This is a genomic window from Nocardia sp. NPDC004278, from assembly GCF_053602975.1.
In genome coordinates, this window is the sequence record NZ_JBSGEQ010000015.1 from 81,807 (window position 1) to 94,057 (window position 12,251).

Below are 12,251 nucleotides of genomic sequence, written 5' to 3' on the forward strand. Positions count from 1 at the left end.
CCGAATCAGGGTTTGCGGGCCAGCCCGGTGACGATGAGCTCCTCCCAGACCGTCAGTTTGCGGTCGACGGCGCCGACCGATGTGCCGCCAGCGGCAGGCGCGTCCGGGCGCCACCGGGCCGAGGGGACGATATCGGGCTCGAGGATCTCGAGATCGCCGAAGAGTTCGCGGATCTCCTCGGTATCGCGCCAGCGGCCGCGACCGAAGGTGCTCTGCAACTTCTGCTCGGCAGCGGTGGTCTCCGGATTGTGGCCGGATCGGAAGTGCGTGATGAAAACGTAACTGCCGGAAGGAATCTGGTCGTTCCAGAACCGCATGACCTCCGCCGGTTCCTCATCATCGTTGAGGTGGTGCAGGATCGAGCTGAAGATAACGGCGACGGGCTGTGCGAAATCGATCAGCCGGGCGACCTCGGGGTGATCGCGGATCGACTTCGGGTCACGTGCGTCGGCCTGGATCACCGTGGTGTTCGCATCGGTGGCCAGCAGGGCACGGCCGTGCGCGAGCACGATCGGATCACTGTCGACATAGACCACGCGCGCGTCGGGTGCGTGCCGCTGGGCGACCTGATGCACATTGTCCACGGTCGGCAGGCCGCTGCCGAAGTCGATGAACTGCCGCATGCCCGCGACGGCCATATCCCGGACGCCACGGATCAGCGCCTGCCTGCTGGTGAAGGCGATCGCCACCGAACCGGGAAGGTTCAGTTTGAAGTGATCACCGACCTCTTGGTCGACGAGGTAGTTGTCCTTCCCACCGAGCAGATAGTCGTAGACCCGAGCGATACTCGGCTTACTCTGATCGATCTCCCGGTCGAGCCGATATGGTGGCGCAACATCGTCGGTCATTATCGATACATTACCGAGTTCAGTTGGCGCGCTTGCAGCTTTCGTGCCTCAGTGCGGGTGGGCCGGGTGGTCGAGCGTCGCCGGATGTCGTTCGCACAGCGCGCGCAGGAGTCCCGGGGTGTATTCCGGGGGCGCGGCATGGACCGACAGCTGGTTCACCACCGCGCGGTAGGCGTCCAGGTCAGCGGCCTTGTCCAGATAGAGCGCGCTGGTCAATTGCTGTAGGTAGACGATGTCGGGCAGATCGGCTTCGGTGAAGCGCAGCATGGTGAACGCGCCGTCGGCCAGTGCCGGTCCACCGACGTGGTCGGGCAGCACCTGCACGGTGATATGCGGCTCCTCCGCGATGCGCAGCACCTGTTCCAGTTGATCCCGCCACACCGTGGACCCGCCGATGGGCCGACGCAACGCTGCCTCTTCGACGATCAGCCACAGCTGCGGCGGGTTCGGGCGGCGCAGGATCTCCTGACGTCGCATGCGCAGCACGACCCGCCGCTCGATCCCCTCGGCCGATTCCGCCGGATGTGCGAGTGCAAGCAAAGCCCGCGCATAGTCGGCGGTCTGCAACAGCTCCGGCACCGCTCTCGGCTCGTAGCAGCGAATCAGCTTGGCGGCCTGTTCGAGTCCGAGATAGGTGTCGAACCACTTGGGCAGCCAGTCGCTATCGCGATGCCACCAGCCGGAGGCATTCGCCTGGCGCGCGAGCTCCTTGAACTCCTCGCGCTCGACGGGATCGGTGACCCCGTACAGCGTGAGCAGATCGACCAGATCGCGTTCCCGGAATCCGGTGCGGCCCAATTCGAGTCGGCTGATCTTGGAATGTGAACCGCGGATCGCCTCCCCCGCGTCCTCGCGGGAGATGTCACAGGCCTCGCGCAGCCGTCGCATCCGACTGCCGAGCATCATCCGCAGGACGGTGGGTCCGCCGTCGGTGGCTGGGTTGTTACCGGAGAATGAATATCGCACTTCCGAAGCACGCATGATGCGAGTCTGCCATGAATTCGCCATGACTCTCTAGAACCAAAATGCCCCATTTCCACAAACATTCGCACATCGGCAAGTACATCCGGCGACACTCAGCGCAGCAGCACCTCGGCCATGGCCCGCCCGAACAGCTTGCGCCCATCGCAGGTCGCGGCCAGCGCGATGGTCGCCGCCCGCCGCACCGGATCCAGCGCCTTGATCCGCCCGCGGAACTCGATCTCGCTATTGTGCGTGGCCGATACCGGTGCGAAGCCGGAGAATCGCACCCCGTAGTCGATGATCGCGGCCGGATCGCCGAGCCAGTCCGTCAGATAGCTGGCGCCGAGGCCCATGGTGAGCAAGCCGTGCGATACCACATCGGGCAGCCCTGCCGCGTCCGCGACGCGGTCGCTGTAGTGAATCGGATTCGAATCACCCGATACCCCAGCGTAATTCACCAGATCACCGCGCGAGAGCGGGACGACTCGGGCAGGCAGTTCGGCGCCGACGGTGAGCTCGTCGAATTCCGGCATCGTGCACGGCACCCGAACCTGCGTCTCGTCCACCGCAAACCCGGACGGCTCCTCGTCGAAGCATTCGATCATGCCGCCCTCCACCGCCTGCGACTGCGAGTGCCCTGGCGCATTCCGCTCGGTCAGCGCCTGACCGGTCATGATGACACCGTCGACCGCCGTCACCAGCTCTGTTGCCATCTGGGTGCCGGTCTGCGCGACCACGGTGGCGTGCGCGGTCTGCAGCAGTTCCCGGTGCTGGTTGGTGAGGACAGTCCTGATGACAAGGAAGTCCATATCGCCGAACTGCCGGAACGATTCCAGATAGGAGTCGCAGCGCAGGCGGTCACCGGACATGAGCGGCCGGTGCACCCTGATGCTTTGCTCAGTATGCAGCATCTGGCTGATGTCGTAACCGGTCAACACCGAATCGAACATCTTGCGCTGGAGCAGCAGCCACACGATCGCGGAGAAGGTCGGCGGCGCGATCAACGCGTCGTAGCCGAGGTCCCACGCCGCGGCCTCGTTCCAATGCGCGGGGTGAAAATCCCGCACCGAGCGGGCGAATTCCCGAATTTTTTCGCGGCCGACCTCATAGTGATCGACCATTCGGTAGTGGCGCCCCACCAACGCACTTGCCTGTTCGGATCCGGTCAAAACCATCATGTGTGATAAATCGCTGACACGGCGGCCGGTGTAACGCGGGGCAACCCTTCGCCAGCGGATCCTTAGTTTTGACCGTTGGCTCCGCATTCATTGGGCGCCGGCTGACCCCGCAGACGCTCGTCCAGCCAGAGCATGGCCTCCGGATACCCGACACCACCTGCGATGATGTGCTCACCGAGCACACTGCGGTACACCGCAGCCACGCCAAGGCCGCACTGTTCCAGGTACAGGTTGCGGGCGCCCTCGGCGGGGATCCAGAATTCCTGTTCACCGTTGTAGATATAGAGCGGTGTAGCCGACTTGATGCCCGCCATCCGCGTCACCGCATAGATATCCGCGGCGACCTCGGAGTGCAATGGATCGGGAATGTTCGCGGCGATATCGACGGGCAGCATGAGCACACCGACCGCGCCGAAGCCGCTCCCACACAGGTCTTTGAGCGGTGAGGTGGCGGCCCACCGCGCCAGATTGTTCATCCGGGCCAGGATCTCCGGGCGTTCGCGGCCCACACCGAAGGTCGCCGCCATGAAGACCCCGGAAGCCAGGTTGCCGTTCATACTGCGGGCGAGAATCTCGTAATCGGCGGGCACGCCACCCAGCGCCGCGCCGACGATCGATTCGGATAATTCCGGCGCGTAGCTATCGATCAGCTTCACCGCCCCGTGTGTGGCGATGGCGCCGCCGGAGTATCCGGTCATGGCGAAGCGACTGTCGCCGAATTCGTCCGGGCGCAGTTCGCGCACCGCCCGAATGGCGTCCAGCACGGCGTGTCCGGCGACATAGGGCTCGGCATAGGCCATCCAGGGCCCCTCATGATCCGGGATCAGCACGGCGTACCCGCGCAGTGCCGCCAATTGCGTCGTCGGCGGGATGAAGTCGGTCATGTTGGTATTGCGCGACCAGCCGTGGGCCAGGGTGTAGCCGGGCGTGCAGTCCCGGCCGAGGCCGTCGATCGGCAGATTGTTCACCACGACCGGTCTGGTACCGGGACCGGACCAGTTGGTGGCCGGAATGATCAAAGTCGCTGTTGCATAGGATGACGCGCCACGCGAATCGGACGTGCGGTACTTCAGCAGCAGCGCCTGCCGGATCGGCACCAGCACCAGCGGTGCGGCCGTCGCGCTGATATCGCGGACCTCCACCACCTGCCCCGCGGCGAAGCTGTCCAGATCCACTGGCCAGGCGTCGAAGATCGGATCGCCGATGGCGCTGGGCAGCGCGGCCTGACGCAATGCCGCCAGCGCCGGGGAGACCGCCGTGGCCTCCAGCATCGGCCCGGAAGGCAGCGGTGCCGCGGCGATCGGCGGTGGCGGGATGATGGCATCGATCCACTGCTGCAGATCGGGCAGGATCTGACCGGCATCCGCCGGGATCGGCAGCGCGGGCAGTTCCGGAAGGGTGGGCAGTCCGGGTACGGCCGGTGGTTCGGCAGCTGCTTCCCCTGTCGCAGTCGAACACACCAGCAATAGCGCGAAGAGGATGACACGCAAACAACTCATTGACACACGTCCCAGGGTGCAACGTCGGGTTCCCTGGCACCCGGCTATATGGGTGCCTCCGACGCCGAAAGCCCCTGGCCCCGAGACCAGACCGTCAGGCTAACCGACCATATTCGGCCGGAGACCCCACTGTGCCCGAGTTGTGTGTGACACGTCTCCGAATCGCAACAATCCGAGCCGAATCCGCTTGTCCAGCAAGACAGATCCGGCTCCGTGGTGATCCGGCCGTCCGCCGGAGCACCAATTCATATGTGCATCAACAGTTGCTCGGTGCCGCCTCCCCTCGGAATCGCGCATCAAGCCATGTCAGCGCAGCGGGGATACCGAGCACCGCGGCGGTCAGATGATCGGGGACCGGAATCTGTTCGGACTGCACCCGGGCACCGGCCGCGCACCAGCGCTTATCGGTATGCACCACCGCATCGACCGGAATGAGTCCATCGATCGGCGAGTGCCATTCGAAGACGGGCGTTTTCGGCACACCGTCGTAGAGCTCGAGGCTGTTCTCCTCCACCACCGCGCGTGCGGTGGCATCGCTGATCATCGAAGTGGACTTCGCGAAGTCCAGGGCACCGCGGCCCGCGCCTGCGGCCAGAATGTCGTTGGTGCAGCTATTGGCGATCTGAGCACGTGCGGCCAGGCCGCGGTCGTTGAGTTGATCGCTGATCGGGAAGCGGTCCGGATACTCCCGTTCCAGGCCGAGTCCGGCCGCCAAGGCGAGCCCGAAGACCGGATGCGAGTTCAGGCCGAGGGTCTCCAGCATCGTCACCAGATTCATTGGCACACCGCCCATCGCGGCTCCGGCGATATCCAGTTCCGGCGCGTACTTCGGCGCCAGCGCGGCCGCCCATGCGGTGGCCATGCCGCCGCCGGAGTAGCCGACCATGGCGACCGGACTCTTGCGCACCTGCAATTCGTTGACCTGTTTCACCGCCCGGATACCGTCGAGGGTGATCATGCCGCCCAATTTGGCTGCACCATAGGCGAAATTCGGACCGAGATGGTCCGGCAGCGCGACGCTCCAGCCGCGGGAGAGCAGCACATTCCAGCCCGGCGCCTCCCGGACGATGAGGTTCGGATCGCCGGTGTAGAGCACCCGCGATACCGAACACTCGGCCCCGAGGCCGTTGATGATGTGCTGGTAGGAGAGCAGGGGTCCGTCGGCGGCATGCGTTTTCGGGGTGAGCACCGTGGTGGTTGCCGCGATCGGCTGCCCCTCGGAGCTGGTGGACCGGAACCGCACCACGGTCACGGTGGTGTCCGGGAAGATCGCCAGCGGCGGCATCACCCGCGTCGCGAGCACGTCACCGGGCTTCTTATCGGCCAGATCCGGCGGCGTCGTATAGAAGGGGTCGGGATCCGGGGTGGGATACAGGGGTGTGGTGTGGGCGGTCCCGGCCACCGCGATCACCATCAGCAGACCGGTCGCCAGCGCGGTGAACGCGCGCAACGGTCTACGTAGGGCCTGTCTCATCGACGCGTGCCTCCAGAGTGGGTCCAACGTTGCGAATATCCTCGACGGCCACGGCCGGGAAGGGCAGAGGCCGCGCCAATCCTATTGGTAAGTCACAAGTTCCGGGGGTGTGCGTTGTGATCGATGTGCAGTCGCATTCGTGACTGTCTCCCATAACTAGGTGTCGTGTCTGTGACATGTCCAGCCGATCTTCGAGAACATAGTCCACACCATGGTCGGCAACTTACCGTCAGTGCTATCAACACGACGGGTCGGGTCCGAAGGAGACGGTGGCATGGACGGCACTGCGCAGAACTCGACTGGACAGCGCGCGACCGAGCAGGACTCCGGTGCGCGAAATCCGGTGTATTCGACGAATATCCAGGAATCGCCGACGCGGCGGATCACCGTCTACTTCGACGGTCCGACGCCCGAGGACGCGCTCATCCTGGAGTACGCGGCCACCCGGGCCGAGGCCTGGGAATTCACTTCGGCAGCACTGCACGACGGCCTGACCGTGACGGTGGACGGCAAGGTACGACCGGGATTGCGCCGCCTGCCGTGCCGATCACTGTGGCACTGAAGGTATTACGCCAGCACACGGTGCAGGAAGGCGAGTGCGTCCGGTAGCGCCTCGGCCGCCGCGCTCAGATGATCACCCGGATAGACGCCGACCTGGAGATCGGCACCGGAGGATCGCAGATCGGCGATCAGCTCGAGACTCAATGGAGCCGGGACCTCCAGATCGGTCAGCCCCTGACCGACGAACAGGGGCACGGTCTGCCCCTCGGTCGGAATCCGCAGCATCGAGCGCACCGCCGATTCCAATGCCGGCCCCGCCAACTGCCTGCTCAGCATCTGTCCGATCGCGATATCGCGCACCAGCGCATCGGCGTCGTCGACACATTCGGACTCCACGATCCGCAGCACCTGCTCGCCGATCGGCGTCAGATAGCTGTCGATATCGAGTTCCGGTGCGGTAGCGCGCAATCCGGCCAGGAACAGCCCGAAATACGTGGTGGTCTTGCGCAATGGCAGCCGCGGCACCCACGGCCCGGCCGCGGTCAGCCCGTACTCCAGATTCGACGGTGCGCCGGTGGCCACCGCGCCGCGCAAGGCCAACTCCGGTGCGTCGGCGGGTGCGAGCGCCGCGGTGAACAGCGCGGTCTGGCCGCCCTGCGACTGCCCGAAGACCGCCCAGCGGGCGCCGAGTGCCGGTGTCACCGCGCGCGCCGCCCGCACGCCGTCGATCACGCTGTGCGCCTGCGAGGGCCCGTCCAGGTACGGATGTGTGCCGGGCGTGCCGAGTCCGACGTAGTCGGAGATCACCACGGCGAATCCGGCGGCCAGCAGTGCCGGATAGACCGTCGCCAGATAGAACTCGCGCGGCCGCAGCGTGAACGCGCACTGGTCGGCAATGCCGACGCTGCCGTGCGCATAGGCCACGATCGGCCAGCCGCCCGGGGGCGGTGGACCGGGCGGCAGATAGATCGCGGCGGTGCTCTGCATCGGTCCGCGCGGCCCGCGTGACCAATACGTGATCCGCTGCGCCAGTGCCGCACCACGCACCCACAGCGCGCCGGATAACTCCGCGGTCTCGGTGACCACGCCGGGAGTGTCGCGCCCCTGCGCCATCGCGGATCCGGCCGAAGCCACCGTCATCGCGACCAATGCCGCACCGACCACCCTGCGAGCCCGCACCATCGACCGACTATCGCCAGCCCCGCCACCGCCGACAAGACACCACAATCGATGGCCCCGATCCCGGTACGACTGTTGCGCCGCCGCGCTATGACTACGCTCGGTTGGCATACCACCATGCGGAAGGACCGACAGTGACCCAGCGCAAGGCCGATCGGATGCCAGCGGTGCGATCGGTCGCCGTGCTGCTGTGCTGCGGCACGCTCGCCAGCACCCTTGGCGCATGTGGTTCCGATGAATCACCGCCGGTCAGCGCAGCGGCCACACCGACAACGGTCACCACCGCGGCGGCGACGACCACTACCCTCGCCGCAGTGCCGAGTGTAGATCCCTACGCCGATATGCCGCTCATCGACCACACCACCTGGACCGAGGGCGTGGACGGACCACGCCTGCTGGTCTTCCCGACCCAGGCCGGGCGGCACGAAACCTTCCCCGATACCGAGGAACGGGCATGGCAGGAGGTGCTCACGCTGGCCCCCGACGCCGATACTCCCGGCATGCGCGATCAGTTCGTCTGCCATTGGGTCTGGGCCCGCATGGTGCAGCCGAACAAGGAGAGCTGGAATCTGGAACCCTGGCGTCCGGCGGTGGGCTATCAGGCCACCGTCCAGGCCTCGTGTAATCCCGGTGGACCCGAACGATGAGAAAGGAACCAGCCATGCGCGTTGTCATCGCGGGCGGACACGGCAAGATCGCACTGCTGCTCGGTGAACTCCTCACCGGGCGCGGCGACGAGGTCGACAGCCTGATCCGCAATCCCGAGCACGCGGCCGAGGTCGCCGCCACCGGCGCCCGACCGGTCGTCTTCGATCTCGAGCACAGCACCGTCTCCGAACTTGCCGCCGTCGTAAAGGATTCCGACGCTGTGGTTTTCGCGGCCGGTGCGGGCGCCGGCAGCGGTGTCGCCCGCAAATACACGGTGGACAAGGGCGGTTCGGTCCTGTTGGCCGATGCCGCCGAAGCGGCCGGTATCCGCCGGTTCGTGCAGATCTCCAGCATGGGCGCCGGACAGCCGCCCGCGCCCGGCACCGATGAGGTCTGGGCCGCCTACATCGACGCCAAGACCCAGGCGGAGGACGATCTGCGCGCCCGCGATCTGGATTGGACGATTCTGCGGCCGGGCCGCCTGCTCGATACGGCGGCGACCGATCGCGTCACGCTGGGCCCGCCGCCGCTGCCCTACGGCAGCATCGCACGCGCCGATGTCGCCGCCGTACTCGCCGAGATTCTGCACGCGCCGCGGACCGCGCACGCCACGCTGGAGCTCATCGCGGGCGACACACCGGTGTCGTCAGCGATCTCCGCGACCGGTAGCCAGTCGGTCGCCGAAGGCGGTGCCGCAGTTACCGATTGACATTTTTCGCCGCTGGATTGGAGAACATTACCGTGTTCAGCCGCATCACTTCCCTGAAGCTTCGACCCGGATCTCGTGGTGAATTCCTCGCCGCAGTGAACCGCAGTGCCACCGCATCCGTGCGTGAGGAACCCGGTTGCCTGCGATTCGATGTATGCGCTGACCGTGTCGATCCACACCGGTTTTTCCTCTACCAGGTCTATATCGATGAGGAGGCGGCCGAAGCGCACCGTTTCACCGAACATTTCCTGGCCTGGCGCTGCGCGGTGGAGCGATATGTGGAGCCTGGCACTCAGGTGCACTACAGCACCGATGTGGTGATCAATGCGAAATGATCGCGCGAAATTCGCCACCGTCCGCTTCGGTTCGCGGATGATTAGCAGATGCGAAAACCCAACTGCGAATGCACAATCGATCGTGCAGATGTGCTTGCATCTGAAAGGCACACCGACCTAAACTCAGTCCCGCAAGGCATTACAAGGGGACAACCAGGGGAGGCCGCGTGGGTGAACCAAGGGCCAATGTCGCCAGGGGTTTGCTGCCGCCAGACGTCAGGGGCGTTCTAATGGACCAACTACTTCCCGGCGGCCGGCTCGGAATCGCCGAAGCCGCACTGGCCGACCAGCCAGCGAACGGTATAACAACTATGAGCACACCGTCGACCCGAAGCGGACAGCGCAGTGCCGCATACTCGCGCGAAACCGCAGTCGCTTTCGTCATTGATGCCGTCGAGTCCACCGGTGCGGCCACTCGACACGATTTCGATATCGACCGGATCGTCACCACCGCGCATGCGATGGCCGACGACTGGGATCTCGAGGCCCTGCAGCCCGCCACCTTCTGGCGCATCGCCTCCAGCTTCATCAAGCAGTGACCCCACGGCATCCGAAGTTCTAGCGGCCCAATCGAATTACGTCAGAGTTCGGGTGGCGATGCCCACTGCGAAGCATAGGCCCGCAGCGCAATCTTCGCCTCTCGCAACAGATTCGGGTCACCATCGGGATCGCATCGGAATGCTTCTTGCATGACCGCATCGCCCATCAGATGTGCGGCGCGGCACGCGATATCGAGTCCCTCGGTATCGGCAACGGCGCCCTGCGCGAGCATAACCTCGCGCAGTGTCACCGCCATTCGGCGTTTGTGCTCACGATCTGCGGCCCGTGCCGCCTCGTTGAAGTCCTTGCCGAACCACAGCGCACGGAAGCCGGGCTCGTCCCGGTACACCTGTGCGAACGCGTCCACCAGGACGCCGATCGGATCGTCCCACCGTTCGCGGCGCGCGATCTCGAGCAGCAGCGCCGCCTTGGCCTCCAACTGCTCGAGATACACCGCGGCGAGGGTTTCGATCACGGCCTCGCGATCCGGCAGGTACTGATACAGCGATCCGACCGAAATCCGTGCCTCCGCAGCCACTCTGATCATTGTCAACGCCCCGACGCCCTCGGTGGCGATCAGTCGATCGGCCACCTCCAGCACGCGGGCCAGTCGCTCCCGGCTGCGCGCCTGAATCGGTACACGGCGCAAGCCCGCTTCGGGTAGTGCCCGGACCGGCACTGTCACCTCCGAGATAATGTGAATCCAATTCAGGTTTCGGTAGGGTATCCGGATGACCACCATTGCGCCAAACGAACGCGCCCAGGTCACCGCGGCCTGTCTGCGCCTGGCCGAGCACGGACTGCTGATCGGCACCGCGGGCAATGTGAGCCTGCGCTTCGACGATCTGGTCGCCATTACCGCGACCGGCGCTGTACTCGCCCGGGCAACCATCGACGATGTGACTGTGGTCGACCTGACGGGCACCGTGGTTGCGGGTCGCTATGCGCCGACCTCCGAATTGGGTTTGCACCTCGACATTTATCGCACCTATCCGACGCAAGCGATCGTGCACACACATGCGCCGAAGGCCACCGCCATCGCCTGTGTGCTGGACGAACTGCCGGTCATCCACTACCAGCAGCTGCTGCTCGGCGGTTCGACGCGAGTCGCGCCATTTCACCCCTTCGGCACCCCGGAACTCGCCGATGCGGTGCGAGAGGCGTTGCGGGGCAAGCAATCCGCATTGATGGCCAATCACGGCGCGGTCACCCTCGGCGGATCGCTGGACCAGGCGGTCGAATCCGCGCTGCTGCTGGAGTGGGCCTGTGCGCTGTATCTGGACGCCATGGCGATCGGCAAGCCGCGCGAGCTCTCCGAGCAGCAGCAGGCCGCGATCGTCGAGATAGCACTTCGCACCGGATACGGCACCCGCAAGCCACTGAAAAAGGATAACGAATGAAGGTAATCGCCTTGGGCGCACAGGTTTTGGACATTCTCGTGCGCCCCGTCGCGGCCATACCGGAGGGACAGCAGACCGCACTGGTCGAGGATATTCGCATCACTGCGGCGGGCACGGCCGCAGGTACCGCGCTGACATTGGCCAAACTCGGCGCGAGCGTGCGGACCGCGGGTGCGATCGGCACGGACGCCTCCGGCGATATCCTGCTCGCACTGCTCGCCAAGGCGGGTATCGACACGGAACTGTTGGTGCGCAAGGAAAGTCAGCGCACCTCCTCGTCGGTGCTGCCGATCCGGCCTGACGGCGCACGTCCGAGTCTGCATCTGCTCGGCGCCAACCCGTTGTTCACCCTCGACGACGTCGACTGGGACGCCCTGGCCGCCACCGACCATCTGCACCTGGGCGGTCCGGAGCTGATCGGCGCGACCAATGCCGCGCGAATCCTGCAGTACGCCAAGGAGAACGGCGTGACCACGTCGGTCGATCTCATCGCGCCCGGTGCACTCGGCAGCCTCGAAGCCATTGCCGCCGCACTCCCCTACACCGACTACCTGCTACCGAATGACGAACAGGTACTCGGCTTCACCGGCAGTACCGATCTCCGGGCGGGCGCGGCGGCGCTGCAGGACGCGGGCGCAACGGTTCTCGCGATCACTCGGGGCGCCGAGGGGACCCTGCTCGTCGATCCCGACGGGCATCAGGACATTCCCGCCTTCGCCATCGATGTCGTCGACACCACCGGTTGCGGCGACGCCTTCTCCGCCGGATTCATCCGGGCCGTCGCTTTGAGCCGCTCATTGCGGGATGCCGCGGTCCTCGGCAATGCGGTCGCCGCACTGGTAGCCCAGGGACTCGGCAGTGATCATGGCGATTTCGATCTCGCGGCCGCGGACGCGTTTGCAGCAGCGAACCCTACCCGCGCTACCGACCCGAGCCAGTCGGGTCGGTAGGCGAGGGTTCGTTCCGAATCACCACTG

Annotated in this window: 14 protein-coding genes; 7 read left to right on the top strand and 7 right to left on the bottom strand. The window is 65.5% G+C overall.

The genetic code is table 11. From position 1 onward, the window contains the following. Positions 1 to 5: 5 nt before the first annotated feature. The 5 genes from ACWEO2_RS23170 to ACWEO2_RS23190 form a co-directional block, all read right to left on the bottom strand. Positions 6 to 848, bottom strand: coding sequence for an SAM-dependent methyltransferase (locus ACWEO2_RS23170; RefSeq protein ID WP_452407215.1), 843 nt, complete (start codon positions 846 to 848; stop codon positions 6 to 8). A gap of 48 nt (positions 849 to 896) precedes the next feature. Next, the gene (locus ACWEO2_RS23175) at positions 897 to 1,829 is read right to left on the bottom strand and encodes a helix-turn-helix domain-containing protein (RefSeq protein WP_355186040.1); all 933 of its coding nucleotides are present in this window, start codon (positions 1,827 to 1,829) and stop codon (positions 897 to 899) included. Between the two features lie 95 nt (positions 1,830 to 1,924). Next, positions 1,925 to 2,989: a fused (3R)-hydroxyacyl-ACP dehydratase subunits HadA/HadB gene (locus ACWEO2_RS23180; protein WP_452407216.1), complete on the bottom strand. Its 1,065-nt coding sequence runs from the start codon at positions 2,987 to 2,989 to the stop codon at positions 1,925 to 1,927. Between the two features lie 62 nt (positions 2,990 to 3,051). Continuing rightward, positions 3,052 to 4,488: a lipase family protein gene (locus tag ACWEO2_RS23185; RefSeq protein WP_452407217.1), complete on the bottom strand. Its 1,437-nt coding sequence runs from the start codon at positions 4,486 to 4,488 to the stop codon at positions 3,052 to 3,054. Between the two features lie 256 nt (positions 4,489 to 4,744). After that, on the bottom strand, positions 4,745 to 5,962 hold the full coding sequence (locus ACWEO2_RS23190; protein WP_452407218.1) for a lipase family protein: 1,218 nt from the start codon (positions 5,960 to 5,962) through the stop codon (positions 4,745 to 4,747). Positions 5,963 to 6,236: 274 nt separating this feature from the next. Here ACWEO2_RS23190 and ACWEO2_RS23195 point away from each other — a divergent pair, with 274 nt between their 5' ends. Further along, entirely contained in the window at positions 6,237 to 6,524 is a 288-nt protein-coding gene (locus ACWEO2_RS23195; protein ID WP_354956972.1) for a hypothetical protein, read from the top strand. A gap of 5 nt (positions 6,525 to 6,529) precedes the next feature. On the opposite strand, the gene ACWEO2_RS23200 is transcribed toward ACWEO2_RS23195, so the two are convergent. After that, entirely contained in the window at positions 6,530 to 7,645 is a 1,116-nt protein-coding gene (locus ACWEO2_RS23200; RefSeq protein WP_452407219.1) for a lipase family protein, read from the bottom strand. A gap of 131 nt (positions 7,646 to 7,776) precedes the next feature. On the opposite strand from ACWEO2_RS23200, the gene ACWEO2_RS23205 reads away from it, so the two are divergent. The 4 genes from ACWEO2_RS23205 (at position 7,777) to ACWEO2_RS23220 (ending at position 9,873) form a co-directional block, all read left to right on the top strand. Beyond that, positions 7,777 to 8,289 carry a DUF2599 domain-containing protein gene (locus ACWEO2_RS23205; protein ID WP_452407220.1) on the top strand — a complete coding sequence of 171 codons (513 nt, stop codon included), beginning with the start codon at positions 7,777 to 7,779 and terminating at the stop codon, positions 8,287 to 8,289. A gap of 14 nt (positions 8,290 to 8,303) precedes the next feature. Beyond that, positions 8,304 to 8,999: an NAD(P)H-binding protein gene (locus tag ACWEO2_RS23210; RefSeq protein WP_452407221.1), complete on the top strand. Its 696-nt coding sequence runs from the start codon at positions 8,304 to 8,306 to the stop codon at positions 8,997 to 8,999. Positions 9,000 to 9,031: 32 nt separating this feature from the next. Then, positions 9,032 to 9,334 carry a putative quinol monooxygenase gene (locus tag ACWEO2_RS23215; RefSeq protein WP_354956968.1) on the top strand — a complete coding sequence of 101 codons (303 nt, stop codon included), beginning with the start codon at positions 9,032 to 9,034 and terminating at the stop codon, positions 9,332 to 9,334. Positions 9,335 to 9,645: 311 nt separating this feature from the next. Further along, positions 9,646 to 9,873, top strand: coding sequence for a hypothetical protein (locus ACWEO2_RS23220; protein WP_452407222.1), 228 nt, complete (start codon positions 9,646 to 9,648; stop codon positions 9,871 to 9,873). A 41-nt stretch (positions 9,874 to 9,914) separates the two neighbouring features. On the opposite strand, the gene ACWEO2_RS23225 is transcribed toward ACWEO2_RS23220, so the two are convergent. Then, entirely contained in the window at positions 9,915 to 10,559 is a 645-nt protein-coding gene (locus tag ACWEO2_RS23225) for a TetR/AcrR family transcriptional regulator (RefSeq protein WP_452407223.1), read from the bottom strand. A gap of 46 nt (positions 10,560 to 10,605) precedes the next feature. On the opposite strand from ACWEO2_RS23225, the gene ACWEO2_RS23230 reads away from it, so the two are divergent. Both ACWEO2_RS23230 and ACWEO2_RS23235 read left to right on the top strand, forming a co-directional pair. After that, a complete protein-coding gene (locus tag ACWEO2_RS23230) occupies positions 10,606 to 11,274 on the top strand; it encodes a class II aldolase/adducin family protein (RefSeq protein WP_452407224.1) in 669 nt (222 codons plus the stop codon). Then, positions 11,271 to 12,224, top strand: coding sequence for a carbohydrate kinase family protein (locus ACWEO2_RS23235; RefSeq protein ID WP_452407225.1), 954 nt, complete (start codon positions 11,271 to 11,273; stop codon positions 12,222 to 12,224). The genes ACWEO2_RS23230 and ACWEO2_RS23235 overlap by 4 nt, the downstream gene beginning before the upstream one ends. Positions 12,225 to 12,251 lie beyond the last annotated feature (27 nt).

Excerpts from the sequence above, each read along its gene's own strand:
- ACWEO2_RS23190 (WP_452407218.1), bottom strand. The coding sequence starts at position 5,962 with ATGAGACAGGCCCTACGTAGACCGTTGCGCGCGTTCACCGCGCTGGCG.
- ACWEO2_RS23180 (WP_452407216.1), bottom strand. The coding sequence starts at position 2,989 with ATGATGGTTTTGACCGGATCCGAACAGGCAAGTGCGTTGGTGGGGCGC.
- ACWEO2_RS23195 (WP_354956972.1), top strand. The coding sequence starts at position 6,237 with ATGGACGGCACTGCGCAGAACTCGACTGGACAGCGCGCGACCGAGCAG.
- ACWEO2_RS23235 (WP_452407225.1), top strand. The coding sequence starts at position 11,271 with ATGAAGGTAATCGCCTTGGGCGCACAGGTTTTGGACATTCTCGTGCGC.
- ACWEO2_RS23200 (WP_452407219.1), bottom strand. The coding sequence starts at position 7,645 with ATGGTGCGGGCTCGCAGGGTGGTCGGTGCGGCATTGGTCGCGATGACG.
- ACWEO2_RS23210 (WP_452407221.1), top strand. The coding sequence starts at position 8,304 with ATGCGCGTTGTCATCGCGGGCGGACACGGCAAGATCGCACTGCTGCTC.
- ACWEO2_RS23230 (WP_452407224.1), top strand. The coding sequence starts at position 10,606 with ATGACCACCATTGCGCCAAACGAACGCGCCCAGGTCACCGCGGCCTGT.
- ACWEO2_RS23185 (WP_452407217.1), bottom strand. The coding sequence starts at position 4,488 with ATGAGTTGTTTGCGTGTCATCCTCTTCGCGCTATTGCTGGTGTGTTCG.
- ACWEO2_RS23175 (WP_355186040.1), bottom strand. The coding sequence starts at position 1,829 with ATGCGTGCTTCGGAAGTGCGATATTCATTCTCCGGTAACAACCCAGCC.
- ACWEO2_RS23170 (WP_452407215.1), bottom strand. The coding sequence starts at position 848 with ATGACCGACGATGTTGCGCCACCATATCGGCTCGACCGGGAGATCGAT.
- ACWEO2_RS23220 (WP_452407222.1), top strand. The coding sequence starts at position 9,646 with ATGAGCACACCGTCGACCCGAAGCGGACAGCGCAGTGCCGCATACTCG.